General features: G+C 66.7%; 23 protein-coding genes and 1 pseudogene. 14 read left to right on the top strand and 10 right to left on the bottom strand.

Annotated elements, in window-relative coordinates:
* Window positions 1–101 precede the first annotated feature (101 nt).
* From ACSFB7_RS04965 to mmsB, 5 genes are read left to right on the top strand one after another with little or no spacing between them, the layout of a single operon-like run.
* On the top strand, window positions 102–1625 hold the full coding sequence (locus tag ACSFB7_RS04965) for a CoA-acylating methylmalonate-semialdehyde dehydrogenase (protein WP_435467608.1): 1524 nt from the start codon (window positions 102–104) through the stop codon (window positions 1623–1625).
* Entirely contained in the window at window positions 1622–2020 is a 399-nt protein-coding gene (locus ACSFB7_RS04960) for a lysozyme inhibitor LprI family protein (protein ID WP_435467606.1), read from the top strand. Before ACSFB7_RS04965 ends, ACSFB7_RS04960 begins: the two co-directional genes overlap by 4 nt.
* A complete protein-coding gene (locus ACSFB7_RS04955; protein WP_435467604.1) occupies window positions 2017–3171 on the top strand; it encodes an acyl-CoA dehydrogenase family protein in 1155 nt (384 codons plus the stop codon). Before ACSFB7_RS04960 ends, ACSFB7_RS04955 begins: the two co-directional genes overlap by 4 nt.
* 27 nt (window positions 3172–3198) lie before the next feature.
* On the top strand, window positions 3199–4314 hold the full coding sequence (locus ACSFB7_RS04950) for an enoyl-CoA hydratase/isomerase family protein (RefSeq protein ID WP_435467602.1): 1116 nt from the start codon (window positions 3199–3201) through the stop codon (window positions 4312–4314).
* A 44-nt stretch (window positions 4315–4358) separates the two neighbouring features.
* Window positions 4359–5255: a 3-hydroxyisobutyrate dehydrogenase gene (mmsB, locus tag ACSFB7_RS04945; protein WP_435467600.1), complete on the top strand. Its 897-nt coding sequence runs from the start codon at window positions 4359–4361 to the stop codon at window positions 5253–5255.
* Between the two features lie 50 nt (window positions 5256–5305).
* On the opposite strand, the gene ACSFB7_RS04940 is transcribed toward mmsB, so the two are convergent.
* Genes ACSFB7_RS04940 through ACSFB7_RS04930 form a run of 3 tightly spaced genes read right to left on the bottom strand, consistent with a single transcriptional unit; the run spans window position 5306 to window position 8228 of the window.
* The gene (locus ACSFB7_RS04940; RefSeq protein WP_435467598.1) at window positions 5306–5428 is read right to left on the bottom strand and encodes a hypothetical protein; all 123 of its coding nucleotides are present in this window, start codon (window positions 5426–5428) and stop codon (window positions 5306–5308) included.
* Between the two features lie 10 nt (window positions 5429–5438).
* A complete protein-coding gene (locus ACSFB7_RS04935) occupies window positions 5439–6761 on the bottom strand; it encodes an MCT family MFS transporter (protein ID WP_435467596.1) in 1323 nt (440 codons plus the stop codon).
* A gap of 12 nt (window positions 6762–6773) precedes the next feature.
* Entirely contained in the window at window positions 6774–8228 is a 1455-nt protein-coding gene (locus ACSFB7_RS04930; RefSeq protein WP_435467594.1) for an amidase, read from the bottom strand.
* Between the two features lie 96 nt (window positions 8229–8324).
* Here ACSFB7_RS04930 and gcvA point away from each other — a divergent pair, with 96 nt between their 5' ends.
* From gcvA to ACSFB7_RS04910, 4 genes are all read left to right on the top strand, one after another.
* Entirely contained in the window at window positions 8325–9305 is a 981-nt protein-coding gene (gene gcvA, locus ACSFB7_RS04925; protein ID WP_435467592.1) for a transcriptional regulator GcvA, read from the top strand.
* Between the two features lie 24 nt (window positions 9306–9329).
* On the top strand, window positions 9330–10001 hold the full coding sequence (locus tag ACSFB7_RS04920; protein WP_435467590.1) for a DUF1345 domain-containing protein: 672 nt from the start codon (window positions 9330–9332) through the stop codon (window positions 9999–10001).
* Window positions 9998–10747: a hypothetical protein gene (locus ACSFB7_RS04915; RefSeq protein WP_435467588.1), complete on the top strand. Its 750-nt coding sequence runs from the start codon at window positions 9998–10000 to the stop codon at window positions 10745–10747. The genes ACSFB7_RS04920 and ACSFB7_RS04915 overlap by 4 nt, the downstream gene beginning before the upstream one ends.
* A gap of 233 nt (window positions 10748–10980) precedes the next feature.
* Window positions 10981–11835 carry a hypothetical protein gene (locus ACSFB7_RS04910; RefSeq protein ID WP_435467586.1) on the top strand — a complete coding sequence of 285 codons (855 nt, stop codon included), beginning with the start codon at window positions 10981–10983 and terminating at the stop codon, window positions 11833–11835.
* Here ACSFB7_RS04910 and ACSFB7_RS04905 read toward each other — a convergent pair.
* Window positions 11777–13291 (bottom strand): short-chain fatty acyl-CoA regulator family protein, encoded by a 1515-nt coding sequence (locus ACSFB7_RS04905; protein ID WP_435467584.1) that lies wholly within the window; start codon window positions 13289–13291, stop codon window positions 11777–11779. The genes ACSFB7_RS04910 and ACSFB7_RS04905 overlap by 59 nt on opposite strands.
* Before the next feature lie 292 nt (window positions 13292–13583).
* On the opposite strand from ACSFB7_RS04905, the gene ACSFB7_RS04900 reads away from it, so the two are divergent.
* From ACSFB7_RS04900 to ACSFB7_RS04890, 3 genes and pseudogenes are all read left to right on the top strand, one after another.
* On the top strand, window positions 13584–14504 hold the full coding sequence (locus ACSFB7_RS04900; protein ID WP_435468086.1) for a tripartite tricarboxylate transporter substrate binding protein: 921 nt from the start codon (window positions 13584–13586) through the stop codon (window positions 14502–14504).
* Between the two features lie 10 nt (window positions 14505–14514).
* Window positions 14515–14705 (top strand): annotated as a pseudogene (locus ACSFB7_RS04895) (carboxyvinyl-carboxyphosphonate phosphorylmutase); the annotation flags it as partial.
* A gap of 164 nt (window positions 14706–14869) precedes the next feature.
* A complete protein-coding gene (locus ACSFB7_RS04890; protein WP_435467582.1) occupies window positions 14870–15223 on the top strand; it encodes an alpha/beta hydrolase in 354 nt (117 codons plus the stop codon).
* 93 nt (window positions 15224–15316) lie between these two features.
* On the opposite strand, the gene ACSFB7_RS04885 is transcribed toward ACSFB7_RS04890, so the two are convergent.
* Window positions 15317–15892, bottom strand: a complete 576-nt coding sequence (locus ACSFB7_RS04885) for a DNA-3-methyladenine glycosylase I (RefSeq protein ID WP_435467580.1) — start codon at window positions 15890–15892, stop codon at window positions 15317–15319.
* 58 nt (window positions 15893–15950) lie between these two features.
* Between ACSFB7_RS04885 and ACSFB7_RS04880 the strand changes: the two genes are divergently transcribed.
* Window positions 15951–17687 carry a dipeptidase gene (locus ACSFB7_RS04880; RefSeq protein WP_435467578.1) on the top strand — a complete coding sequence of 579 codons (1737 nt, stop codon included), beginning with the start codon at window positions 15951–15953 and terminating at the stop codon, window positions 17685–17687.
* A gap of 182 nt (window positions 17688–17869) precedes the next feature.
* On the top strand, window positions 17870–19609 hold the full coding sequence (locus ACSFB7_RS04875) for a dipeptidase (RefSeq protein ID WP_435467576.1): 1740 nt from the start codon (window positions 17870–17872) through the stop codon (window positions 19607–19609).
* Between the two features lie 36 nt (window positions 19610–19645).
* Here ACSFB7_RS04875 and ACSFB7_RS04870 read toward each other — a convergent pair whose 3' ends face one another.
* The 5 genes from ACSFB7_RS04870 to ACSFB7_RS04850 form a co-directional block, all read right to left on the bottom strand.
* Window positions 19646–19963: a chaperone modulator CbpM gene (locus ACSFB7_RS04870; RefSeq protein ID WP_435467574.1), complete on the bottom strand. Its 318-nt coding sequence runs from the start codon at window positions 19961–19963 to the stop codon at window positions 19646–19648.
* 2 nt (window positions 19964–19965) lie between these two features.
* Window positions 19966–20928, bottom strand: coding sequence for a DnaJ C-terminal domain-containing protein (locus tag ACSFB7_RS04865; protein ID WP_435467572.1), 963 nt, complete (start codon window positions 20926–20928; stop codon window positions 19966–19968).
* Window positions 20929–20979: 51 nt separating this feature from the next.
* Window positions 20980–21627 carry a histidine phosphatase family protein gene (locus ACSFB7_RS04860; protein ID WP_435467570.1) on the bottom strand — a complete coding sequence of 216 codons (648 nt, stop codon included), beginning with the start codon at window positions 21625–21627 and terminating at the stop codon, window positions 20980–20982.
* 4 nt (window positions 21628–21631) lie between these two features.
* Window positions 21632–24034, bottom strand: coding sequence for a penicillin acylase family protein (locus tag ACSFB7_RS04855; protein ID WP_435467568.1), 2403 nt, complete (start codon window positions 24032–24034; stop codon window positions 21632–21634).
* 89 nt (window positions 24035–24123) lie between these two features.
* On the bottom strand, window positions 24124–24699 hold the full coding sequence (locus tag ACSFB7_RS04850) for a glutathione S-transferase family protein (protein ID WP_435467566.1): 576 nt from the start codon (window positions 24697–24699) through the stop codon (window positions 24124–24126).
* Window positions 24700–24713: the final 14 nt, after the last annotated feature.

Below are 24713 nucleotides of genomic sequence, written 5' to 3'. Positions count from 1 at the left end.
CATATTTGTCTATTGTCATGGCAAATCTGCAAAGCTAGGATGCGGGCTGCGCCGCCTCGAGACCGGCATCGATTTCCCGAGATTCACAGGAGACAAACCCAATGGACGCCACCACCACGCCTTCGACCCAGGTCGCCACCGTCAAGCTCTTGATCGGCGGCAAGCTCGTCGAATCCAAGACCACCGAATGGCGCGACGTCGTCAATCCGGCCACGCAGCAGGTGCTGGCCCGCGTGCCTTTCGCAACGCCCGCCGAACTCGACGCGGCCGTGGCCTCGGCCAAGGAAGCCTTCAAGACCTGGCGCAAGACGCCCATCGGCACGCGCGCCCGCATCTTCCTGAAGCTGCAGCAGCTCATTCGCGAGAACATGGGCGAGCTGGCCGCCATTCTCACGGCCGAACAGGGCAAGACCCTGCCGGACGCCGAAGGCGACGTGTTCCGTGGCCTCGAAGTGGTCGAGCACGCATCGAACATCGGCAACCTGCAACTGGGCGAGTTGGCCAACAACGTGGCCAACGGCGTCGACACCTACACGCTGCTGCAGCCGCTGGGCGTGTGCGCCGGCATCACGCCATTCAACTTCCCCGCAATGATCCCGCTGTGGATGTTCCCGATGGCCATCGTCACCGGCAACACCTTCGTGCTCAAGCCCTCCGAGCAAGACCCGATGGTCACCATGCGCCTGTGTGAACTGGCGCTCGAAGCCGGCGTTCCGCCCGGCGTGCTGAACGTGGTGCATGGTGGCGAAGCCATCGTCAACGGCATCTGCGATCACAAGGACATCAAGGCGATCAGCTTCGTCGGCTCGACCAAGGTCGGCACGCACGTCTACAACCGCGCCACGCTGGCCGGCAAGCGCGCGCAATGCATGATGGGCGCGAAGAACCACGCCATCGTGATGCCCGACGCAAACAAGGAGCAGACGCTCAATGCGCTCGCCGGTGCGAGCTTCGGTGCCGCCGGCCAACGCTGCATGGCCGTGTCGGTCGCGGTGCTGGTGGGCGAGGCGCGCAACTGGGTGCCCGAACTCATTGCCAAGGCCAAGACGCTGAAGATCGGCGCGGGCACCGACAAGGGCGTGGACGTGGGGCCGCTGGTGTCCTGCGCCGCCTATGACCGCGTGAACAGCCTCATCGAACGCGGTGAAGCCGACGGCGCCAGGCTCGTGCTCGACGGCCGCAAGCCCACTGTGCCCGGCTACGAGAAGGGCAACTTCGTCGGCCCGACGATCTTCACCGGCGTGAAGCCCGGCATGACGATCTATGACCAGGAAGTGTTCGGCCCGGTGCTGTGCATTTCTGATGCCGAGACCATCGACGAAGCCATCGACCTGATCAACAGCAACCCGAACGGCAACGGCACGGCGATCTTCACGCAGTCGGGTGCCGCGGCACGCCGCTTCCAGGAAGACATCGACGTGGGCCAGGTCGGCATCAACGTGCCGATTCCGGTGCCGGTGCCGATGTTCTCGTTCACCGGCTCGCGCGCCTCCAAGCTCGGCGACCTGGGCCCGTACGGCAAGCAGGTCATCATGTTCTACACGCAGACCAAGACCGTGACGGCACGCTGGTTCGACGACAGCACCGTCTCGCACGGCGTCAACACCACGATCAGCCTCAAATGAGGCAAGGGCTTCGCGTTGCGGCCTGGGGCGCGGTGGCGACGGTCGCATTGCTTGCCGGCAGTGCGCAGGCGGCCACCTATGACGAGCCGCTCGACTGCAACATGAACGGGAACCAGCAGCAGATGAACGACTGCGCGCTGCGCGATTTTCGTGCGGCCGATGCGGTGCTCAACATCCGCTACGGCGAGGTGATGAAGACGCTGTCGCCGCAGATGCGCGTGGCGCTGCGCAACGAGCAGCGGGCCTGGCTCAAGGGCCGCGACCCTGCGTGCAAGTTGGCTTCGAGAGCGAACGAAGGCGGCTCCATCTGGCCGCTGGTGTTCAACTCCTGCCTGGAGAAATCGACGCGCAAACGTACCGCTGAACTGGACCGCTGGAAGGGTCGCGAACAATGAACTTCGAACTGTCCGAAGAACAGAACGCCTTTGCGCAGAGCGCGCGCGACTTTGCCCAGGCCGAGTTCGCGCCGCATGCCGCGCAGTGGGACGCCGAGGCGATCTTTCCTAAGGAGGCCATCGCCAAGGCTGGCGAGCTGGGCTTCTGCGGGCTGTATGCGCCCGAGCGCATCGGCGGCCTTGGCCTGCCGCGGCTCGATTCGGCGTTGGTGTTCGAGGAGATGGCTGCGGTCGACCCCTCGACCACGGCCTTCATCACGATCCACAACATGGCGACGTGGATGCTCGGCACCTGGGCGACCGATGCGGTGGCGGCGCAGTGGGGCGAAGACCTCACGAGCGGGCGCAAGCTCGCGTCGTACTGCCTCACCGAGCCGGGTGCCGGCTCGGACGCGGGCTCGCTCAAGACGCGCGCCGAGCTGCAGGGCGCCGAGTACGTCATCAACGGCGGCAAGGCCTTCATCTCCGGTGCGGGTTCGACCGACGTGCTGGTGCTGATGGCACGCACGGGCGGTGCGGGCGCGAGCGGCATCTCGGCCTTCGCGGTGCCGGCCGATGCGCCCGGCGTGAGCTACGGCAAGAAGGAACACAAGATGGGCTGGAACAGCCAGCCCACGCGCACCATCAACTTCGACAGCGTGCGCATTCCGGCCGACCACCTGCTGGGCAAGGAAGGCGAGGGCTTTCGCATTGCCATGAAGGGGCTCGACGGCGGGCGCATCAACATCGCGACCTGCTCGGTGGGCGCGGCGCAGGGTGCGCTCGACGCGGCACGCCGCTACCTGCATGAGCGCCAGCAGTTCGGCAAGCCGCTCGCGAGCTTCCAGGCGCTGCAGTTCAAGCTGGCCGACATGGCGACCGAACTGGTCGCCGCGCGGCAGATGGTGCGGCTCGCCGCATCGAAGCTCGATGCCGGCCACGCGGATGCGAGCACCTATTGCGCGATGGCCAAGCGCTTTGCAACCGATGCGGGCTTCAACGTCTGCAACGACGCGCTGCAGTTGCACGGCGGCTACGGCTACCTCAGCGAGTTCCCTTTGGAGCGACTGGTGCGCGATGCACGCGTGCACCAGATCCTCGAAGGCACCAACGAAATCATGCGCGTCATCGTTGCGCGAAAATTGCTGGAAGGCGACAGCGATATCCGCTGAACGCGCCGCATCCAGGACCTGAAAACAATGACCGACAACGTAGTTCTCTTCGACGAAATCAAGACCGCCGGCGGCCAGCGCTTCGGCGTGGCCACGCTCAATGCCCCGGCCTCGCTCAATGCGCTGTCGGTGGACATGGTGCGCCTGCTCACGCCCAAGCTGCGCGAATGGGCGAAAGACGCCGGCATCGTCGGCGTGCTGATGCAGGCGGCGGGCGAGAAGGCTTTCTGTGCCGGCGGCGACCTGCGCCAGCTCTACCAGACGCTGCTCGACTGCGGCCCCGCGCGCAACACCTACGCCGAAGACTTCTTCCGCGAAGAGTACGAGCTGGACCACCTGATCCACACCTTCCCCAAGCCCTTCCTGTGCTGGAGCCACGGCATCGTGATGGGCGGCGGCGTGGGCCTCATGGCCGGCGCCTCGCACCGCGTGGTGACGCTGCAAAGCCGCATCGCCATGCCCGAGATCAACATCGGCCTGTACCCCGATGTGGGCGGCAGCTGGTTCCTGCGCCGCACGCCCGGCCGCACGGGGCTGTTTTTGGCGCTCACTGCCGCCAACATCAACGCGCACGACACCATCTTCTGCGGACTGGCCGACGTGCTGGTGCCGCAGGAACGCAAGGGCGAGGTGATCGAGGCCATCGCTGCCACGGCGTGGGCCGGTGAAGGCAAGGCCGACCGCGCCACGCTGTCGCGCATCCTCGCGAAAGCGGGCGAGGGCGCCGAGATGCCGGCATCGAAGGTGCGCGAGCACTACGACACCATCAACGCGCTGATGGCCGGCGACGACCTGCTCGACATCGCCAAGCGCCTGCGCGCGCTGCAAAGCGACGACTCATGGCTGCAGACCGCCGCCAAGACCTTCACCAAGGGCGCGCCCAGTTCGGCCGCCCTGAGCTTCGAGCTGTGGCAGCGCGTGCACCGCATGTCGCTGGCCGAAGTGTTCCGCCTCGAATACTGGGCGTCGCTGGGCTTCTGCGCGCACAAGGACTTTGCCGAAGGCATCCGCGCGGTGCTGGTCGACAAGGACCGCAACCCGCGCTGGAGTCCGGCCACGCTCGAAGAGATCACGCCCGCATTCATCGAAGACCATCTGCGCCCGCGTGGCGAGATGCCGGTCGAGCTGGCATCGCTGGTCTAAGACGACCCCACTACCCTGCACACAGAACAACGGAGACAAGACACATGAAGATCGCATTCATCGGCCTGGGCAACATGGGCGGCCCGATGGCCATGAACCTGCTCAAGGCAGGCCACACGCTCAGCGCCTTCGACCTCTCGGTGGAAGCCTGCAAGAAGTTCGGCGCCGAAGGCCTGCCGATTGCCAAGTCGGCGGCCGAGACGGTGGCCGATGCCGAGGTCGTCATCAGCATGCTGCCGGCCAGCGCGCATGTCGAAGGCCTGTTCCTCGGCGGCGCGGGCAAGCCCGGCCTGCTCGACAGCATCAAGGCCGGCACGCTGGTGATCGACAGCAGCACCATCGCCGCCGCCACGTCGCGCAAGGTGGCCGAAGCGGCCGCCGCCAAGGGCGTGGCGATGATCGATGCGCCCGTGTCGGGCGGCACCGGCGGTGCGATCGCTGGCACGCTGACCTTCATGGTCGGTGGTGAAACGAAAGACCTGGAGCGCGCACGGCCGGTACTGGAAAAGATGGGCGCGAACATCTTCCACGCCGGCGCGGCGGGCGCGGGTCAGACCGCGAAGATCTGCAACAACATGCTGCTCGGCATCCTGATGATCGGCACCTCGGAGGCGCTGGCGCTCGGCGTGGCCAATGGGCTCGATCCCAAGGTGCTGTCTGAAATCATGCGCCGCAGCTCGGGCGGCAACTGGGCGCTCGAAAAGTACAACCCGATGCCGGGCGTGATGGAAACCTCGCCCGCGTCGAAGAACTACGCGGGTGGTTTCGGCACGGACCTGATGCTCAAGGACCTGGGGCTGGCCCAGGAAAATGCGACCTCGGTGCGCGCCGCCACGCCATTGGGTGGCCTGGCGCGCAGCCTGTATGCGGCGCACAGCCTCGCGGGCCATGGCGCGCTCGATTTCTCGAGCGTGCTGAAGTCGCTGCAGAAGGCGTCCTGAATCTCTTCAGGCGAGAGGAGATGAGAGAAGTGGTCGGGTGTGGCCGGCGTTCAGCCGAAGCGGGACTGAACGGCCCACAGAACGCCGATCACGACGACGAACAGCACGAAGAACAGAACCCAGGCACGCGTGAACGCCTGGGTCTCCGTGATGATTTCTTCAGGAACAGCCACGGGAGGCGGATTAGGAATGGCGGGCGGTTGTGCAGTCATTCCCGACTGTACCCCCCGCCGGGGTGGGTGAGGCAAGCTTTGCAGAAGAAGAAGCGTCCAGCCTCGACATCGCGCCCATGATGACCGCCGCCACAAGATTCGCCCCCACGCTGAAGAGAATCGGCAGCATGTAGCTGTGGCTGATGTCGAAGGCAAAGCCCGCGGCGCTCGGCCCGATCAGGGTGCCGACCGCCACGCTGGTGTAGAGCACGCCGATGATCGCGCTGATGTTGCGACCGCCGAAGTAGTCCATCACCAGTGCCGGCAGCAGCGCTACGAAACCGCCGTAGAACACGCCGTAGGCGAACGCGAAGACAGCCAGCCCCCAGAACCCGCCCGATACCGCCCACACGAGCAGCGACAGCGCCATGCCGGTGGACATCAGCAGCATGGTGTGCGGCCGCCCCATGCGGTCGGCCAGCCCGCCGAGGAAAAACCGCCCGGCCGTGCTGCCGACGCCGATCGCGCCCAGCAGCAGCACGGCGGAAGTCGAAGCCACGCCATGGTCGAGCGCATACGGCACCAGGTGCACGAACGGTACGAACAGTCCGAACGAGCTGATCAGGCAGGCGGCGTACAGGCCGGCGAAGCGCCTTGATCGGATGGCGTCGCGCACCGTGAAGCCTTCAGGCCTGGCCGATGCGGCCTGCGGCTGCGGTGGATCGCCGTCCGGCCCGAGCCCGCGATCGCGCGGGTCGTTCTCGATCAGCAGCGCCATGCCCACGCCCACCACCGCCGCAAGAACGCCGAGTGCCAGGTAGGCATGCCGCCACCCCAACTGCTCGATGAGGAAGGACGCGAGCGGTGGCATCACCAGCGTGCCGACGCCGATGCCGCCTACCGCCAGCCCTGATGCAAAGCCGCGCCGCTTGACGAACCAGCGCTGCACCGCGCCCAGCACCGGCACATACGAAGCGCCGACCCCGAGCCCGACACCCAGCCCGTAGGCCAGGTAGATCTGCGTCAGGCTCTGCGCCTGGCTGGCAACGGCCAGTCCCAGCCCCACCAGCACCATGCCCGCCACGGCCAACCGCCGCGATCCCCAGCGGTCGGCCAGCGGACCGCTCAGCACGCCCAGCCCGAAGTAGAGAAAGCCCGCGAGCGAGAACACGAGCGAGACCGAGCCGCGCGAGGCGCCGAAGTCTTTCTGCAGCGATTCGAGAAAGGCGCTGAAGGTGTAGGCGCAGCCGAAGCCGACGAAGGTCACGGCGAAAGCGCCCGCGACCACCAGCCAGCCACGGAAGAGGCCGGTGCCGGGTGTGGCGGAGGATGAGTCTGGCTGTGTGGTTTTCATGTTGTTCTTCATTCAGTCCAACGGGTGGCGACGATGCCAGGCGGTGATGCGCTGGAACGCGGCGCCAGCGCGAACCAGCGTCGCTTCGGCCATGTGCGCCGCAACGAGCTGGAAGGCGAGCGGCATGCCAGTACCGGTCGCGCCACCGGGCAGCGTGATCGTCGGGTGGCCGGTCATGTCGAAAGGGCAGGTGTAGCGCAGCAGGGCCGACACCAGTGTCGGCGTTTCGCCCAATTTCTGCATCATGGCGACGGTGGGCGATGCGAAGGGCTGCACCGGTACCAGCAGCAGGTCGACCCTGTCGAACAGGGCGGCGACGCGCCCGCGCAGGTTCATGCGGCGAAGCATGATCTTCTGGAGATCGGCGCCGTGCACCGCAAGGCCGGCCTCGATGACCGATGCGAGCACCGGGCCGTAGGCGTCCTTGCGCGACGGGTAGGTGGCCTCGTGTGCCACGGCGGCTTCCACCGCGCAGAGGGGAAACCAGTCGGCCACCGCCTGTGTCGTGTCTGGAAGGCGCAGTTCGATGACGTGGGCGCCGAGCGCGCGGAAGGCTTCTGCCGCTTGCTTCAACACGGCTTGCGTTTCTGCATCCACACCGTCGCCGTTCCACGCGGGATCGATGCCGATACGCAGCCCTCGCGCGTCCTGCCTCGCGGCGGCGATGAAGTCCGGCACCGGGTCGGGCGCAGCGGTGGGGTCGCTCGCGTCGCTGCCCGCGATCACGCCGAGCAGCACACCCGCATCGACTGCGCTGCGGGCCATCGGGCCCACATGGTCCAGCGATGCGGCCAGCTCGAACACGCCATGTCGGCTCACGCGGCCCCAGCTCGGCTTGATGCCGGTCAGGCCGTTGGCCGCGCAGGGAAAGCGGATCGACCCGCCGGTGTCGGAGCCCAGTGAGCCATGGCACAGACCGGCGGCCGTTGCCACGCCCGAGCCGCTGGACGACATGCCGGGCCAGTGGTCCGCATTCCACGGATTGACCGGCGACACGATGGACGGGTGATGGTCCGAGTACGCGCCTTCGGTGAGCTGCAGCTTGCCCAGCAGCACCGCGCCCGCGTCCTTCAGGCGTCGCACCACGGTCGCGTCTTCGGTCGGGATGTGTTGCTTGTGGATCGCCATGCCGGCCGCCGTGGCGAAGCCTGCGGTGTGGCACAGGTCCTTCACCGCGATGGGCACACCGTGCAGCGGGCCGCGATACAGGCCCGCTGCGATCTCGGCTTCTGCCGCTTCGGCCTGCGCCATCGCGGCGTCGGCCATCACCAGCGCGTAGCTGCGGAGCGTGCCGTCGAGGGCTGCGATGCGATCGAGTTGTGCGCGCGTGGCCGCGACGGGCGAGGTCTGGCGTGTGCGGATGCGTTCGGCCAGCTCGGTGATTTCGAGGTAGTGAAGACCGCCGCTTTCGGTGGCATCGGGAGAATCAGAATATCTAAGGCTTTGAAGATCGGGTGAGCGCAGCAAGGTAGTTTCTCTTTGGGCTTGGTTGTGCCAATATTCCGCCTTCCTTGCGCCGCGTGCAAACCAGATTTTCTGCAAGTTTCAGATCAGATTAACTAAATGACCGAGCACCAGCTTCCACCACTCAACGCGCTGCGCGCCTTCGAGGCGACCGCGCGCCATCTGTCGGTCAAGAACGCGGCGGACGAGCTGAGCGTGACGCCCGGCGCAGTGAGCCAACTGATCAAGACGCTGGAGCTGCATCTGGGCGTCGATCTCTTCCGTCGCGTGAACCGGGGCATCTTCCTCACCGATGCGGGGCAGGCCTATCTGCCGCCCGTGCGCAATGCATTCCGGCAGATCAGCGACGCGACCCGGCGCATTGCCGTGCCGCCGGAAACTGGCATCCTCACCGTGAGCGCCACGCCGTTCTTCGCTTCCGCGTGGCTGGTGCCGCGCCTGAAGTCTTTCCAGGACGCGCATCCCGATATCGACCTGCAGGTGCTGACCAGCAGCGCGCTCGCCGATTTTTCGCGAGACGGCGTCGACGTCGCGATCCGCCACGGCCTTGGCCGCTATCCGGGCCTGAGCAGCCGGCGCGTGCTGACGGTGGAGATCGTGCCCGTCGCCGCGCCCGCGCTGGTCAAGAGCCTTGGCATGCCGGTAGCGCCGACCGATCTCACGCGGTGGCCACGCGTGAACGATGCCGAGCGCAAGGGCTGGGCCCTGTGGTTCCAGGCGCAAGGCATCGACGACACAGGGCCGGCGCGCGGCCCGTCCTTCGATGATTCCGGCCTGCTGCTGAAGTCGGTGCTCGCAGGGCAGGGTGCCGCACTGCTGCCCTTGGCCGTAGTTGCATCGGAGATCGCCGAAGGCCGGCTCGTGCAGCTTTCGGACGTGACGTGGCTGGAAGACTTCGCCTATTACCTCGTCTATCCGGAAAGCAGCGAGGTGCGGCCGAAAGTCGTGGCCTTTCGTGACTGGCTGCTCGAAGTCGCGCGCAATGCGCCCGCTGCTGCGCCGGCAAAGCGCGCTTCGTCAGGTGGCCGCAAGAGAAGTTCGTCGACATTCAAGGGCAAAGCGCCCGCGCCGTCGTCCTGACGGCGCAGCCTTGTCGAACATTTCATGAAACTCCCACGACACCGACTTCTTCGCCAGATGGCCGCACGGCCGCGGCTCTTCATTGCCACGGCCATCGCCATCGCGGTGGGTATCCTGCTGCCCTCGGCGCTCGACACGCACCTCGTCACGCGCCTGCTGATCGCATGGAACACCGGGGCATGCCTGTACGTGCTGCTCGCGGCGACCATGATGATCCGGTCTTCGCCGCAGCACATGCGCCACCGCGCGCAACTGCAGGATGAAGGGCAGATCGTCATCCTCGTGCTGGTGGTGTTGTCCGCCATCGCGAGCCTGGTGGCCATCGCGGCCGAGCTTGCAGTGGTGAAGGACATGCACGGCGTGGAGAAGGTCGCGCACATCACGCTCGCGGGCTTGACGGTGATGTCTTCGTGGGCTTTCACGCAGGTCATGTTCACGCTGCACTACGCGCACGACTACTACGCCGCGAAGTGCCATGGGCACAACCCCGGCATCCAGTTCCCGGACGACGAGCCGCCGCTATATGGCGACTTCTTCTATTTCTCGGCGGTGATCGGCACCTCGGGGCAGACGGCGGATGTGTCCTTCGTCTCGCGGCCGATGCGCCGCATCGGCTCGGTCCATTGCATCCTGGCGTATCTCTTCAACACGACGGTGCTCGCGTTGCTCATCAACATCGGCGCGAGCATGTTTTGAGCGCCATTCCATACCGTCGATTCGCCTGCCTCTTCGCCGTTGCCGTCGTGCCATGTCTTGCGCCGTCTGCCTGGGCCGACGATGAGCCGGCCGAGCTACCGTTCAAGCTCACCATCGGCGCCTACCGTGTGTCCGGTGGTGGCCTGCCTCCAGGGCCGGGGCTCGACATGAACCTGCGCTACACCTATGGCGACGGCAATGTCTGGGTCGGCTGGTTCCGCTCGCCGGTGCTCGACTTCGCCCAGCCCCGCGTGGGGTGGGACCACACCTTCACGCTGGGGCCGGTACGGGTGCTGCCTTCGTTGCAAGCCGCTTCGGGTGGCTTCGTGGGTGGCAGCCTCGCGGTCGAGACGGGCGACAGCTGGTTCGTCGGCACGGGGCTGGGGCGCACGAACCTTCGCAACTACGCGAACCTCAATTTCGACCCCAACGATTCGTACACGGTCTATGGCGGCTACAAGTGGCCGGACGGCACGGCGCTGTCGCTCTCGCTGATCCGCGACAACCGCATGAACCCCGACCAGCAGGACGTGCACCTTGTCTACCGCGTGCCCTTGCCCGATCGCCAGCGCCTGACCGTTGATTTGCTGGCCAAGCAGGGCACGGTGGATGGCCAGTTCATCCGCCGCACCGGCCTGACCGTCACCTACGACTGGCCGCGCTGGTTCGTTCGAGCGGCCTATGACCCGAAGGTGAATTTCACGTCGCAGAACATGGTGCGGCTGTCGGTCGGCACGCGGTTCTAGTGCTTTTTCCCTCCCCCGCTGGGGGAGGGTAGGGTGGGGGCTCGACAGCGCTTCCGATAAGCGCGGCGCTTCATTCGAGGCCTGCCCCCATCCCGGCCTTCCCCCCGGGAGGGGAAGGAGCAAAACCGAAATCGACGAACCCGCCATCCGCGAAGGCCTGCCCTGCTGCGCAAGGAGCTGGAGTCCGCCTGACGGGAAACCGGGGGAATGCGCGGCGCGCCAATAATGGCGCCATGCATTCCCTGACCCGCCTGTCTTCGTTCCGTTTCTCCCTGTTGCTCTTGCTGCTGTTGGCCCCCTTGATGGGTTGGGCGCAAGACCGCGCGCAAGCCCTGTTGCAGTTCGAAGGAGTGCAGACGCGCTATCAGTCCTTCTATGGGCCGGGTGCCGTGGTGCGCGGCGTGCGCGAACAGCTCGAGCCTGATGACTTGGCCATCGCGGACAAGGCGCTCAAGGCGCTGGACGTGGCCGCAGCGCGTGCCTTCGATGTCAATGCCTCGGTGGGCGCGATCCGGCAGGAAGTGGCGACGGCCGGCAAGGGCGGCGCCGCGCCTAGCCCGCAAGTGCTGGCCGCTGTGGCCCGCCTTGCGCAACTGCGCATCGACTACGCCGCGAAGAACGATGCCGCCAAATCCGAGTTCATCAACCTGCAACAGGCCCGGCTGACCGACCCCGCGCGCGTCGAGTTGCTCGGGCGCATGGCCGTGGCCGAGATGCGCGAAGTCGACTTCTCGAATCAACTGCTGCTGGTTGCGGTCGTGAAGCAACTGGCGCGCGGCAACGGCGGCCAGTTCACCTCGCTGCCGAACAGCACCCTCGATTCGGCCCTCGACACGCTGTGGTCACGCGGCGTGACTTCGACACATGCGCGCAACCTGCTGATCGTGGCGCGCGAGGTCGAGCGGCAGGTGACGCTGGTGCTGCTCGCCGCGCTGCCCGACGAGGACGTGGCGGCGCTGCTTGCATGGCGCAACGAGCCGCAGGCCGCGGCCGAACGCGAAGCGCTGCTGGGCACCTACCGCGCCGAAGTCAAGGCGAGCGGCGCGGTGGCGATCCGGACGATGCTGCGCGCCTGGCCGCGCTCTTGAGGCTGGTGGCTCGCGCGGTGCCGTGCTTGTCGGGCACTGCGGCATAGGGCATGAAGCGGCTCTGGTTCTCGTCCACGTCGAGCGACCGGCCGACGAAGGGAAAGGCGCGCTGCGGGCAAGTCTCGCGCTCGCACACCTTGCAGCCCGCGCCGATGGGCGTGGGAACGTCGGGGTCGCGCAGGTCCATGCCCTTGGAGTAGACGAGCCGCGTGGCATGGCTGATGTCGCAGCCCAGGCCGATCGAAAAAGTCTTGTTGGGTGAACCGTAGCCGCGATAGCCGTGCGAGACGGTGCGCGCGATCCACAGGTAGGCGCGGCCATCGGGCATGCGCGCGAGCTGCGTGAGCACGCGGCCCGGCTGCGCGAAGGCCTCGTACACGTTCCATAGCGGGCAGGTGCCGCCGGTCTTCGAGAAGTGGAAGTGCGTGGCCGATTGCCGCTTCGAGATGTTGCCCGCGCGGTCGACGCGAATCAGGAAGAAGGGCACGCCGCGCGCCTCGGGCCGCTGCAGCGAACTCAGGCGGTGGCAGATGGTCTCGAAGCCCACGCCGAAGCGGCGCGCCAACTGGTCGATGTCGTAGCGCAGGTGCTCGGCGGTTTCGAGGAATTCGCCATAAGGCAGCAGCAGCGCGGCGGCGAAGTAGTTGGCAAGCCCGATGCGTGCCAGCGAACGGGCCGTGTCGCTCGAGAGCGGCGCAGCAGCCACGAGTTCGTCGAGCATGTCGCCGACCTCGAAGAAGGCCAACTGCGTGGCTAGCTGGAAGGCATGCTGGCCGGGCTCCAGGTGGGGCGAGAGCCGCAGCACGCGCGAGGCAGGGTCGAAGCGTCGCTGTGCGCCCGCGTCGCCGTCTTCCGCAGGCACCACGTGCACGCCATGCGTTTCCAGCAGCCGGTGCGCGAGGCGGTCGCCGGGGTTGCCTTCGCGCAGCTTCCATTGCGCGGCGAAGGCTTCGGCTGCTTCGTCGAGGGGCGCGATGTGGTTCTGGTGCGCGAAGAAAAAGTCGCGCACTTCCTCGAACGGCATCGGCCGTGCCTGCGGCAGGCGGGCGAGGTCGCCGCGGCCGTCGCCGAGTTCGCCGGCCAGGGCTTCGAGCTGCTCCATGGCGTCGCGATGGCGCTGGTGCAGCGCCACCAGCGCGCGGCCCACGGCCGGCATCTGCGTGGCGACCTCGCGCAGCTCGGCAAGCGCGACGGCATCGCCGCCGGGGTTGTCGGCCAGCGCTTCGCGCAGGCTGGCGATGAGGCGCGCTTCTTCGTCTTCCGAGAAGGCCTGGATGTCGACCCCCAGCGTGGCATGCAGGCGCAGCAGCACCGGCACGGTGAGCGGTCGCTGGTTCTGCTCGATCTGATTCAGGTAGCTGGGCGACAGGCCGAGCTGCTGCGCGAGCGCGAGCTGGCTCAGGCCACGCTCTTCGCGCAGGCTTCGCAGGCGCACGCCCATGAAGGTCTTTTTCATCGTTCGATCCCGTGTTCGAATTTTGTTCGCAAGATTCGCAAATTTGAGGGCAAATGCTTCGCAAGCATTTGCTGGATCAGGACTTCATTATGGGCAGGGTCTTGCGGAAATTGCGAATTATGCAAAACGCAGTGATCGATGCCGGGCGCCGGTGCTGTGGGCGGCCTTGGACAAGGGGCCATGGCATCATGAAAAGGCCGGTTCGCCGCGCTTCTTCACAGCCACTAAAACACAGGAGAACAAGATGTTTCCCATCCGCTTTGCCTCGCTCGCCGTCGGGCTTGCCGTTTCGATGCTTGCCCAGGGGGCTGCTGCCCAGGCGTGGCCGACCAAGCCGATCCGGCTCGTCGTTCCTTTTTCCGCAGGCGGCGCCAATGACCTGATGGCGCGCGCGGCGGCCGAGGGCGCGTCGAAGCAACTCGGCCAGCCGGTCATCATCGACAACAAGCCCGGCGCCGGCGCCATCCTCGGTGCCGATGTGGTCGCCAAGAGCGCGCCCGATGGCTACACCTTCCTGGTGAGCGCGGCCGGCGTGGTGTCGAACAGCATGATCAAGAAGAACATGCCGTACAAGGACGATGCGCTGGTGCCCGTGGCCATGATTGCGCTCGCGCCCTCGGTGATCGTGGTGCCGGCCAACGCGCCCTACAAAGACTTGAAGGAATTCGTCGCCGCATCGAAGAAGGCCGGCAACGGCTTCCACTGGGCGACGGCCGGCACGGGCAGCACGCCGCATTTCGTCGAAGGCATCCTGGAGACGAAGTACGGCAGCAAGCTCGACGTGGTGCCCTACAAGAGCGGGTCGGAGTCGATCACCGCGGTGCTCGGCAGCCAGGTCGAGGCCACATCGGAGGCCAGCATCGTGGTGCTGCCGTACGTCAAGAGCGGCAAGCTGAAGGCGCTGGCGGGCACGTGGACGCAGCGCATCTCGGCCTACCCTGATCTGCCGACGGCGGCGGAAGAGGGCTTCCCCGAGATCCGCATCGCGCACTGGGCCGGCGTGCACGCACCGCGCGGCACGCCCGACGCGATCATGGACAAGATGGCTGCCGCAATCGACGCGGCCATGAAATCGCCGGAGACGGTCAAGCGCCTGAAGGACATGGGCATCGAGCCCATCGGCGGCACGCGTGCGAGCTTCACCAAGTTTGTCGAGGAAGAGCGGGCGCGGCTCGGTGGCGTGGTCAAGGCCACGGGCATGAAGGAAGACTGAGGGGTAGCCGGGCTGCGGCTTCGTGCTTGACGCCAATGCCGCATTGCAGGGCACGGTCGCTGGCATGCAACGTGCATCGACTGTGCTGCGCGACACCCGTCGCCTGGACGAAGACCCGGCACGGGTAGCACCTTTTGCTGAAGTCGGCGCCCGGTCGGCAAACCTCCGCTTGACGATCTAGAGAAAAAGTATGCAAACTAGCCGCGTTTTCGGCGATGGAAAGGGCACTTGAGTTAGCCTCGTCAGAAAGTTCCGCGTCATTGTTTCAATTTCATGAACACTGCGATTCGATTGAGTAGGGTTTTCCCTTGGAATCGTGGTGCAAACTTCAGGGCACCTCAAAGCCCAATCAAGAAGGAAATGAAATGAAGACCTCGAACATCCTCGCCGCCGCTGCCCTGTCCCTGCTCGCCGCCGCTGGCGCCCATGCAGAAACCTATGAAGGCGTGCATTCCGTGACTTCCGGCTACAGCCGCGCCGACGTGGCGCCCCAAGCTGTGGCAGCTGCCCGTGCCGGCAACGTGTACGGCGACAACGGCGGCGCTGCGTCGACCGCAACCCCCGTGCTGGCCGCTTCGGTTGACCGCGCCACCATCCGCAGCCAGGCTGTTGCCGCTGCACACGCACCGGGCCAGAACCTGCGCCCTGAAACCTTCGCTGGCAGCGTGATCCCCGCGCAAGCCAAGAGCCTGAGCTTCACGCGTCAAGCCGGCCTGTAATTTGTCGCGGCGCAAGCCGCTTCAGGTCACAAGCCAAAGAAAAACCGGACCCGGCGAAAGCCTGGTCCGGTTTTTCGTTTGAGGGGACGGTATTTACTTGCGCTTGGCGCCGTGCCGGTGGCAATCGGCCGCATGGTCGTCCACGATGCCCGTGGCCTGCATCCACGCATAGACGATGACCGGCCCCACGAACTTGAAGCCGCGCTTCTTGAGCGCGGCCGACATTTCTTCCGACAGCGGTGTCTTCGTCGGCACGCTGCCGGTGCGGTTGACGATGGGCTTGCCGCCCGCCATGCCCCAGACGAATTCCGAAAAATCCTCGCCAGCCGCCTGCATGGCAAGGTAGGCACGCGCATTGCTGATGGTGGCCTCGATCTTCGAGCGCGAGCGCACGATGCCGGCGTCCTGCATCAAGCGGTCGACATCGGCGGCCGTGAACTTGACGATCTTCTCCGGGACGAAACCCTTGAAGGCCTTGCGGAACGCATCGCGCTTGCGCAGGATGGTCAGCCACGACAGGCCGGCCTGGAAGCCGTCGAGCATCAGCTTTTCCCACAGTGCGCGGCTGTCGTGCTCGGGCACGCCCCATTCGGCGTCGTGGTAGTCGGCCAGCAACGGGTCGGTCTGGGCCCAGGCGCAGCGGATCTTGGTGGGGCTTTGGGTGCTCATGGTTCGGTTCTTCGCTGGGCTATCGTTGGCGTGTTTTCAGAATGAGGGAGTCACCCTGATGCAGCAATCTCGTTTTTCATTGTCGGCCCTTTCGTTGGGCGTCGCGCTCGGCCTTGGTGCGCCCGCGTTCGCCGAAACGCTCAAGAAGCCCGCGCTCGACCAGCTTGCCGCGGCATGGCAGGGCGCCAAGGCGCCTGTCGATTTCAACGCGTTCCTGGCGCAAGCCGCGAAAGCGAACCCGGCGGTGCAGCCAGCCGTGGCGGCCTACCGAAGCAAGGCGCCGCTGGCCGGCGACGACCTCGTCAACATCGCGCGCCTGTTGGGCCTGTACAACCGCCTGCAGAACCAGCAGGCCGTGATCGCGAGCATCGGCGCCATGGTGGCGATTCCCACGGTGCGCAACGTGCAGGTGCCGCCGCATGAAAGCCCGCCGATCATCGAGTTCGGCAAGCTGGTCGAGAAGATGGCGGGCGATTTCGGGTTGGCCTTTCGCAACGTCGACAACCGCATCTTCGAAGTCAGCCTGAAGGGCAAGGGCAGCGAAGAATTCGGCATCCTCACGCACGCTGACGTGGTGCCCGCGGTGCTCTCCGAATGGGTGCTGGACGACGGCACGCGCCTGGACCCATTCAAGATGGCCCGCGTGGGCGACTACCTCTACGGCCGGGGCACCATCGACGACAAGGGCTCGATTGCTGCCGTGCTCTACGCCATGAAGGCCGTGAAGGACAGCGGCCTGCCCATCGACCGCAGCGTCCGCCTCATGATCGAGACCACCGAGGAAACCGGCGGCGACGCGATGCAGTACTACCGCACGAAGACGCAACTGCCCGCCTACAACATCGTGCTCGACAGCAAGTACCCGGCGGTGGTGGCCGAGAAGGGCTCGGGCGCGCTGAAGGTGCTGTTTCCGGCTGAAGCGACCGATGGCGCGGCAACGGCCATCACGGCGATGGCCGGCGCGGCATCGGCCAATGCCATCTCGCAGACCGCCACCGCCACGCTCAAGGGCGGCGACCTCGCGGCTGTGGCTGCGAAGCTCGAAGCGACCAAGCCTGCCTTCCTGCAGAAGTACGAAGGGCAGGGCGGCAAGTTCTCCATCGACATTGCGCGCGGCACCGACAGCATCGAGTTGAAGGTCTCAGGTGTCTCGGCCCATGGCTCGCGTCCCGAAGAGGGCGTGAACCCGTTGCCGCGTCTTGCCTTGTTCCTGCAGGAGTCCGGCGTGCCGCTGGCCGCCAACCACTACCTGAAGGCGGTGAAGTACATCGACGCGCTCTACGGCACCGGCTATCTCGGCGAGAAGATGGGCCTGGGCTACAAGGACGACTTCATGGGCCCGCTGACCTTCTCGCCCAACCTGATCCGCATGGGTGCCGACGGCAGGCTCGAAGTCACGGTCAACGTGCGCATGCCGCGCGGCCGCACGCCCGACGAACTGAAGGCCCAGGTGGCTGAAAAGATCAACGGCTGGGCCGTAGCCAACCAGGTGAAGCTCGAAGTCAACTATGACCAAGGCAACTGGATGGCACGCGACCCCAAGGGCGCCTGGCTGTCGACGCTGCTCGACATCTACGGCGACACCACCGGCCTCGAAGCCAAGCCCGTGCCCACCGCCGGCAGCACCACGGCCAAGCTGATGCCCAATGCGATCAACTTCGGTCCCGCGATGCCCGGCAAGAAGTACACGGCGCACAACGCCAAGGAATACAAGGAAGTGCCCGACCTCGACGCCGACATGCAGATGTTCACCGAGATGCTGGTGCGCATCGGCAACCTGCGGCTGATGCAGTAGCGGGTTCGCGATCAAGTTGGGGCACATGCGAATGCCCCGGCTTGCGCATCCTCGAAATCGCACGCCAAAGTCGCACATTCGGACGGCCTTGCACCGTTTCTTCGTAGTGCGAACGGCCATGTCGCAACGCATGGCTCGGGTATCGTCGAAGGCTTCATTTTTGTGAACAGGGAGTCACGCTCATGCAGCCATCTCGCTTCTCGTTGCCGGTCCTTACCGTGGGCCTCATGGCAGCAGGCCTTACCGCACCGGCCTTCGCAGAGACGCTCAAGAAACCCGCGCTCGATCAGCTCGCCGCGGCCTGGCAAGGCGGCAAGCCCGCGCCCAGCTTCAACGCATTCCTGACCCAGGCCGAGAAGGCGAACCCGACGCTGAAACCTGCCGTGGCCGCCTACCGCAAGAAGGCGGCGCTGGCCGGCGACGACCTCACCAACATCGCGCGCCTGCTGGGCCTGTACAACCGCCTGCACAACCAGAAGGCGGTGATCGCGAGCCTCGGTGCCATGGTGGCGCTGCCGACGGCGCGCAACGTGCAGATCCCGCCGCACGAGAACCCGACGATCATCGATTTCGGCAAGCTGATCGAGAAGACGGCGAAAGATTTCGGGCTCGCCTACCGCAACGTCGACAACCGCATCTTCGAAGTGAGCCTGAAGGGCAAGGGCACCGAAGAGTTCGGCATCCTCACGCACTCCGACGTGGTGCCTGCCGTGCTGTCCGAGTGGGTGCTCGACGACGGCACGCGACTCGATCCGTTCACGATGGTTCGCGTGGGCGATCGCCTCTACGGCCGCGGCACCATCGACGACAAGGGCTCGATCGCTGCCGTGCTCTATGCGATGAAGACGGTGAAGGAGAGCGGCATCCCGATCCAGCGCAGCATGCGCCTGATGATCGAGACCACCGAGGAAACCGGCGGCGACGCGATGGAGTACTACCGAGGCAAGACCACGCTGCCCGCCTACAACATCGTGCTCGACAGCGGCTACCCTGCCGTCGTGGCCGAGAAGGGCGCGGGCTCGCTGAGCGTGTTCTTCCCCGCGGAAAAGACCGATGGCACCGTCACCGCAATCACCGACATGGGCGCGGCCGCCGCGGTCAACGCGATCTCGCAGACCGCCACCGCCACGCTCAAGGGTGGCGATCTCGCGGCCGTGGCCGCGAAGCTCGAAGCAGCCAGGCCCGCCTTCCTGCAGAAGTACGAACCGCATGGCGGCAAGTTCGCGATCGCGATCTCGCGCGGCGTGGACAGCATCGACATCAAGGTCACCGGCACTTCGGCCCACGGCTCGGAGCCCCAGAATGGCGTGAACCCGCTGCCACGGCTGGGCCTGTTCCTGCAGGAGTCGGGCGTCACGCTGGCCGACAACCAGTTCCTGAAGGCGGTGAAGTACGTCGACACGCTCTATGGCACCGGCTACCTCGGCGAGAAGATCGGCCTGGGCTACAAGGACGACTTCATGGGCCCGCTGACCTTTTCTCCCAACCTGATCCGCACGGGCGCCGATGGCCGTGTGGTCGTGGCGGTCAACACGCGCATGCCGCGCGGTCGCACGCCCGAAGAACTCAAGGCGCAGGTGACCGCGAAGATCAACGACTGGGCCGCGGCGAACAAGGCCACGGTCGAGATCAAGTACGACCAGGGCAACTGGATGGCACGCGACCCATCGGGCCAGTGGCTCTCGACCCTGCTCAACATCTACGGCGACACCACCGGCCTCGAAGCCAAGCCGGTGTCCGCCGCCGGTGCCACCACCGCCAAGCAGATGCCCAACGCGATCAGCTTCGGCCCCGGCATGCCCGGCAAGAAGTACACGGGGCACAACGCCAAGGAATACAAGGAGGTGCCCGACCTCGACGCCGACCTGCAGATGTTCACCGAGATGCTGGTGCGCATCGGCAACCTGCAGCAGATGCAGTAGTCGCGCTGGCCTTGGCCTGAGGCCGAAGGCCGGCGGTCAGCGCAGGCCGCGTGCCTGCAGCATGCCCTTGAGCCGCCGCACTTCGTGCTGCAGGTCGAGGATCAGCGCGGCGGCATCGAGGCCCACGCCGAAGTCGCGCTCCAGCCGGCGCGCTTCGAGCGCATGCTGAAGGTCGGCGCTGGAGAATTGCCAGTGCTCGGGTTGCGTGTCGGTGGTCGTGACCTGCACGATGCCGACCTCGACCAGTTGCACCACCCAGGCGGTGTCGGCGCCGACGGCATGGGCCAGCTCGCTCGGTGCGAGCGGTTGCGAGGCGCTGATGGCGGTGGCGGTTGTGACGGTGAAATTCGCCATGCTCAGACTCCCAGATGCTGGCGTGGGTTGAACGATGCCGTGGCCTGCGCCAGTTGCTCGTAGGCCTTGCGCGCTTCGTCGCCGTCGGCGGGCGGCAGCGCGATGTCGAGCAGCAGGTACAGGTCGCCGGGCGTCTTGCCCGCGATGCCACGGCCCTTGAGCCGCAGCTTCAGGCCATTGCGCGCGTTGCGCGGCACGGTCACCTCGACCACGCCGCCGGTCGGTGTTGGCACCTGCACCTGCGCGCCCAGCGCGGCTTCGGTCGGTGTGACCGGCAGCGTCATGTAGAGGTCGCGTTCTTCCACGCGATAGAGCTTGTGCGGCGCGAGGCGCACTTCGAGGTACAGGTCGCCGGCCGCTTCGCCGCCGTGGCCGGGCATGCCCTGGCCCGCGAGGCGGATGAACTGCCCCGGATGCACGCCGGGCGGAATCTTCACGCTGAGCGTGCGGTTCTCCAACTGCGGACGGCCCTGCGCATCGAGTGTTTGCGCGCGCAGCGTGATCTCGCGCTCGGCGCCGTTGAGCGTGTCTTCGAGCGTGATCTCGATGGCCGCATGGTGGTCTTCGCCGCGTGCGCGGTAGTTCTGCCGCGTGGCGCCGCGCCGCTCGGCCTCGCCGAACATCGAGGAAAAGAACTCGCTGAAGTCGGCATGGTCGGCCGGCCCCTGGCGCGGACCGCGATGAAACTCGTAGCCCGCGTCCCAGCCGGGCGGCGGCTGGAAGTCGCCTTCGGGATGGCCGCCGCGCGCGACACGGTCGGCCAGCGCGTCATAGGCCGCGCGCTTTTCCTTGTCGCCCAGCACGTCCTTGGCCTCGTTGATGTCGCGCATGCGCGTCTCGGCGTCGGGCTCCTTGCTGACGTCGGGGTGGTACTTGCGGGCGAGCTTCCTGTAGGCCTTGCGCACCTCGTCGTCCGACGCGGTGCGCTCGATGCCAAGGGCGCTGTAGTAGTCCTTGAATTCCATGGTGTGTGGCGGTTCGTTCGTTGGACGGCGTACAGGACGCGGGTGGCTGACCTAGGCCAGGGCCGCTTCGCCGTCGGCATGCCGCAGCAGCGGCGTTATGGCCCATGTGGGGCCGTGGCGTTCAAAACGCAATGGCTGCGCGTTGCCGAGCAGCTCGAAGTCGATGGGCACGCAGAGCAGCGCGGCCAGCGCATAGAGCGTGCCGCCGTGCGCCACCACCAGCACCGGGCCGGGCTGTTGCTGCAGCGCTGCGTCGAGCGCGGCCCGCTTGCGGGTGACGAACTGCGTCAGCGTCTCGCCGCCTTCGGGTTCGCAGGCCCAGTCGATGTTGGCGGACGACGTGCCGATCAGCGCGCCGAAGTTGCGCTCGCGCAGCGCGGCCTGCCGGGTCGGCTCCAGCTTCAGTGCCGCGCCCACCGTGTGCGCCGTGTCGAAGGCGCGCCGGGCATCGCTGCAGACGATGGTGCGGATCGGCTCGCCGGCCAGCAGGTCCGCGGCGCGGGCCGCCTGCTGCAGGCCGAGTTCGCTGAGCGGCTCGTCGACGTCCTGGAAGATGCGCTGCGCATTGCGGCCGGTCTGGCCGTGGCGCAGGAAGTAGAAGTGCTCGCAGGCCGGCGACAGCGGCTGCGCCGCCGCGATCCGCACCAGTTGGTCGAGGCCGCCGGCGGCGGTGTGGGAGGGCTGGGTCTGTGGTGACATGGCTTCAGTATGCAAGCTGCAGCGGCGCGCCTTCGCGTTGCGCCTTCACATCGGCTGGGTGGAAGGGCAGCGGATGCCACTGCTTGGCCGCGAACAGCGGCAACTGGTCGTAGGCACGCGGCGACGAAAGATCGCTGCTCTGGCCATAGGTCAGCAGGCCTTGGGCCACCGGGCCGTTCGCGTCGAAGGTCACGACCTGCATGTAGCTGCTGCCGTAGTTGACGTTGTAGCCCTTGGTGTCGATGAACGACTGGCCCTGCGATTCGAGCTTGTTGAGCACGCCCTCGAATTCGTCGCCACCGTGCAGCGCGATCTTCTGGCCGCGCACCGTGCGCGACTGCGGCACGCCCAGCGGCACGTCGGCCGCAAAGCCGGCCGTGCGGACCACGCCGACCGCATCGCCGAGCGCCTTGAACACAGCATCGCGCGTGGCCGGCGTGGCCATGTCGAGGCCGGCCGGCGTTGCCACCGGCTGGGCCGGATCGAAGGGCACGCGCCAGACCTTCGGCACGTCCTTGGTCTTGCGCCAGAACTCGCGGAACAGCGCCGCGCCCTTGGAGTCGGCGTTGCTGGTGCGGTCCCAGGCCGACAGCACGCGGCAGCCCAGGGCCTGGTCGGCATTCAGCGCGCTGCCACCGGCCTTGCAGGCGGCCTGCAGGTCGTCCATCACCAGCATGCCGGCGAGGTTCTTGTCGCGAAAGATCACGCTGCGCAGCTCGGCCGCCCCCATGCGGTTGCCGGGCAGGCCGTCGTTGCCCGCCAGGCGTCCCCGGATTTCCATGATCGCGCTGCGCGTGCGCAGCCGCTGCGGCACGCCGGTCGGGCCGACCAGCGGGGAGACGCCCGCCATCGGCGCCGTCTCGGGGTTGCTGAGCCAGAAGCTGTCGTTGCTGTTCTGCACGTAGTCCGGCGTGATGACCACCGGCATGCGGGCCGGCGCGATGATGCCCGGCGCGGCGGCCGTGCTGTCGCGGTTCCACGCGCAGGCGCTGCGCGAGCCGTCGAGCACTGGCAGGCCAGCCGCATTGAGCAGCGCCGCTGCAGCGGGCGAGGGCGCGCAGGCCTTGAGCATCTCGGCCGATACATCGGGCACCACCGACAGGTCGGCGTACATCGCATTGCCGTCGCGGTCGGCGGCGATGGTGTTGATCCACGGCATGCCCTGGTTGCCCATGGCGGTGCGCAGTTCGCCCACGTTGCGGGCCAGCGCCATCTTCATCCAGCTGTCGGCCGAGCGCATGTTGAGCGTGTTGGCATCGCGGATTGCATAGGCCTTCTGCGCGGTCCAGCCGAGGCCGGCGCGCGGCAGCGAAATGACGGGGCCCCAGTCGGTCGAATAGAAGGTGTGCTGCACCGGTGCCCCGCCGCCCGTGGCCGCGGCCGGCAGCACGACGGTGCGCGCCACCATCTTCTTCGGCTGGCCGTCGACCCAGTACACGGTGGGGTCGTTCGGATCGAGCTTCAGCTCGTACAGCGTGAAGCGCTTGCCCGTCGACACGGTATGCGTCCAGGCCACGTCCTTGTTGAAACCGATCGCCACCACCGGGCTCAGGCCGCCGGTGGCGCCCATCACGTCGAGCTTGCCGGGAATGGTGAGATGCATTTCCCAGAAGCGGTTGGTGCCGGTCCATGGAAAGTGCGGGTTGCCCAGCAGCAGGCCCTTGCCGTCGGGCGTGGCGTTGCGTCCGAAGGCCCAGCCGTTGGAGCCCAGCTCGCCGCCTTCGGGGTTGGCGTTGAAGCTGTGGCGGCCGATCTCGGCCACGGCTTCTTTCAGGTCGACCGGCGCCGCGCCGGTCTTCGTGCCCGCTGCGGGCGGCACGGCCGCCAGCACGGTGCCGGCCAGCGCACCCAGGCCGCCCTGGATCATCGAGTTCTCGGTGGCACGCGACAGGTCGGCTGCGGTCATCGGGCGCACCCACGGCTTGCCGCGGCAATCGGCGGGCAGGCCGTTGGCGCCCACATCCTGCAGGTAGCGGTTGTAGCCCTCCACGTAGCCGCGCAGCGCGGCCTTCACGTCGGGACTGGTGGTGGCGCCGGCACGCGCCAGCGCGGCATCGTCCATGTGATAGCGGATGAACAGGTCGATCTGCGCGTTGGGCATGCGACCCAGGCCGAGGTCGCCGGTGTTCTGCGCGCCGAGGAACTGCGAACGCTCGCCGCGCAGCGTCAGCAGGTGCTCGGCGGTCTGGCAGATGTTGTCTTGTGCCTGCGCGTAGGCAGTGCCGTAGGCCAGGCCTTCGTAGTCAGGCGCCGTGATGTGCGCGATGCCGAAGGTGGTGCGCTCGATGGTCACGCTGCGCGAGCCGGGCGGCGGCGTGCTGGCACAGCCGGCGAGCAGGGCGACCAGGCCCAGGGACAGGGCCGTCAACGAAAACCGGGTACGCGAGGTGTTGTTCTTCGATGTCATGGTGCGGGCATGGTTGAAAAGACAGGAAGCCGATTAAAAGGCGTGCCCGCCACCGCGCAGTGTCGCCAGCGCGGCACGCCGCGCGGTTTTCAGCCGAACTTCATGCCCTTGGGGCGGGCCAGCAGGCGATTGACGTAGGCGTCGATCTTCGGACGGTTCAGGCGGCCGCCGAAGGCGCGGTGCCAGATGAACATCGAGCCGATCATCACGTCGGCCGCCGTGAACTGCGCGCCGAACAGGTAGGGGCCATCGCCCAGTTCGCGCTCGACCGCGTCCTTGGCCTGCTCGAAGTTGGTCCAGCCGCGCGCGCTGTTGTTGCTGCGGATCTTCAGCAGGCTGTCGCCCATCGCGGGTTCGAGCTGCGCGGTCGAATAGACCATCAGCGACAGGTAGCGCCCGCGATCCGGCGAGCCGATGAAGGGGGCCAGCCGCTTGTGTGGAAACTTCTCGGCGATGTACATGCAGATGGCCGCGTTCTCGAAAACGTGCGTGCGGCCGTCGACCAGCGCCGGGACCTTGCCGGCCGGGTTGATCTTGAGGAACTCGGGGCTCTTGTGCGCCTTGTTCCTGATGAGCGTGGGCACGATCTCGTAGTCGACGCCTGCTTCATCGAGCATCCATTTGGCGACTTGCGAGCGGCTTTGCGGATCGAAATACAGCTTCATGGCGTTGTGTCTCC

It is taken from the genome of Variovorax raffinosi, assembly GCF_051216615.1.
GTDB lineage: Bacteria > Pseudomonadota > Gammaproteobacteria > Burkholderiales > Burkholderiaceae_C > Variovorax.
Note: the sequence above shows the minus strand (reverse complement) of the source record. Positions and strands in the feature narration are given on the sequence as shown.

Coding starts and splice junctions, on each gene's coding strand:
- ACSFB7_RS04890 (WP_435467582.1), top strand. CDS start 14,870: ATGAAGACCTCGAACATCCTCGCCGCCGCTGCCCTGTCCCTGCTCGCC.
- ACSFB7_RS04865 (WP_435467572.1), bottom strand. CDS start 20,928: ATGGAATTCAAGGACTACTACAGCGCCCTTGGCATCGAGCGCACCGCG.
- ACSFB7_RS04965 (WP_435467608.1), top strand. CDS start 102: ATGGACGCCACCACCACGCCTTCGACCCAGGTCGCCACCGTCAAGCTC.
- ACSFB7_RS04880 (WP_435467578.1), top strand. CDS start 15,951: ATGCAGCAATCTCGTTTTTCATTGTCGGCCCTTTCGTTGGGCGTCGCG.
- ACSFB7_RS04885 (WP_435467580.1), bottom strand. CDS start 15,892: ATGAGCACCCAAAGCCCCACCAAGATCCGCTGCGCCTGGGCCCAGACC.
- ACSFB7_RS04855 (WP_435467568.1), bottom strand. CDS start 24,034: ATGACATCGAAGAACAACACCTCGCGTACCCGGTTTTCGTTGACGGCC.
- mmsB (WP_435467600.1), top strand. CDS start 4,359: ATGAAGATCGCATTCATCGGCCTGGGCAACATGGGCGGCCCGATGGCC.
- ACSFB7_RS04920 (WP_435467590.1), top strand. CDS start 9,330: ATGAAACTCCCACGACACCGACTTCTTCGCCAGATGGCCGCACGGCCG.
- ACSFB7_RS04950 (WP_435467602.1), top strand. CDS start 3,199: ATGACCGACAACGTAGTTCTCTTCGACGAAATCAAGACCGCCGGCGGC.
- ACSFB7_RS04850 (WP_435467566.1), bottom strand. CDS start 24,699: ATGAAGCTGTATTTCGATCCGCAAAGCCGCTCGCAAGTCGCCAAATGG.
- ACSFB7_RS04900 (WP_435468086.1), top strand. CDS start 13,584: ATGCTTGCCCAGGGGGCTGCTGCCCAGGCGTGGCCGACCAAGCCGATC.
- ACSFB7_RS04905 (WP_435467584.1), bottom strand. CDS start 13,291: ATGAAAAAGACCTTCATGGGCGTGCGCCTGCGAAGCCTGCGCGAAGAG.
- ACSFB7_RS04955 (WP_435467604.1), top strand. CDS start 2,017: ATGAACTTCGAACTGTCCGAAGAACAGAACGCCTTTGCGCAGAGCGCG.
- ACSFB7_RS04960 (WP_435467606.1), top strand. CDS start 1,622: ATGAGGCAAGGGCTTCGCGTTGCGGCCTGGGGCGCGGTGGCGACGGTC.
- ACSFB7_RS04910 (WP_435467586.1), top strand. CDS start 10,981: ATGCATTCCCTGACCCGCCTGTCTTCGTTCCGTTTCTCCCTGTTGCTC.
- ACSFB7_RS04875 (WP_435467576.1), top strand. CDS start 17,870: ATGCAGCCATCTCGCTTCTCGTTGCCGGTCCTTACCGTGGGCCTCATG.
- gcvA (WP_435467592.1), top strand. CDS start 8,325: ATGACCGAGCACCAGCTTCCACCACTCAACGCGCTGCGCGCCTTCGAG.
- ACSFB7_RS04860 (WP_435467570.1), bottom strand. CDS start 21,627: ATGTCACCACAGACCCAGCCCTCCCACACCGCCGCCGGCGGCCTCGAC.
- ACSFB7_RS04870 (WP_435467574.1), bottom strand. CDS start 19,963: ATGGCGAATTTCACCGTCACAACCGCCACCGCCATCAGCGCCTCGCAA.
- ACSFB7_RS04935 (WP_435467596.1), bottom strand. CDS start 6,761: ATGAAAACCACACAGCCAGACTCATCCTCCGCCACACCCGGCACCGGC.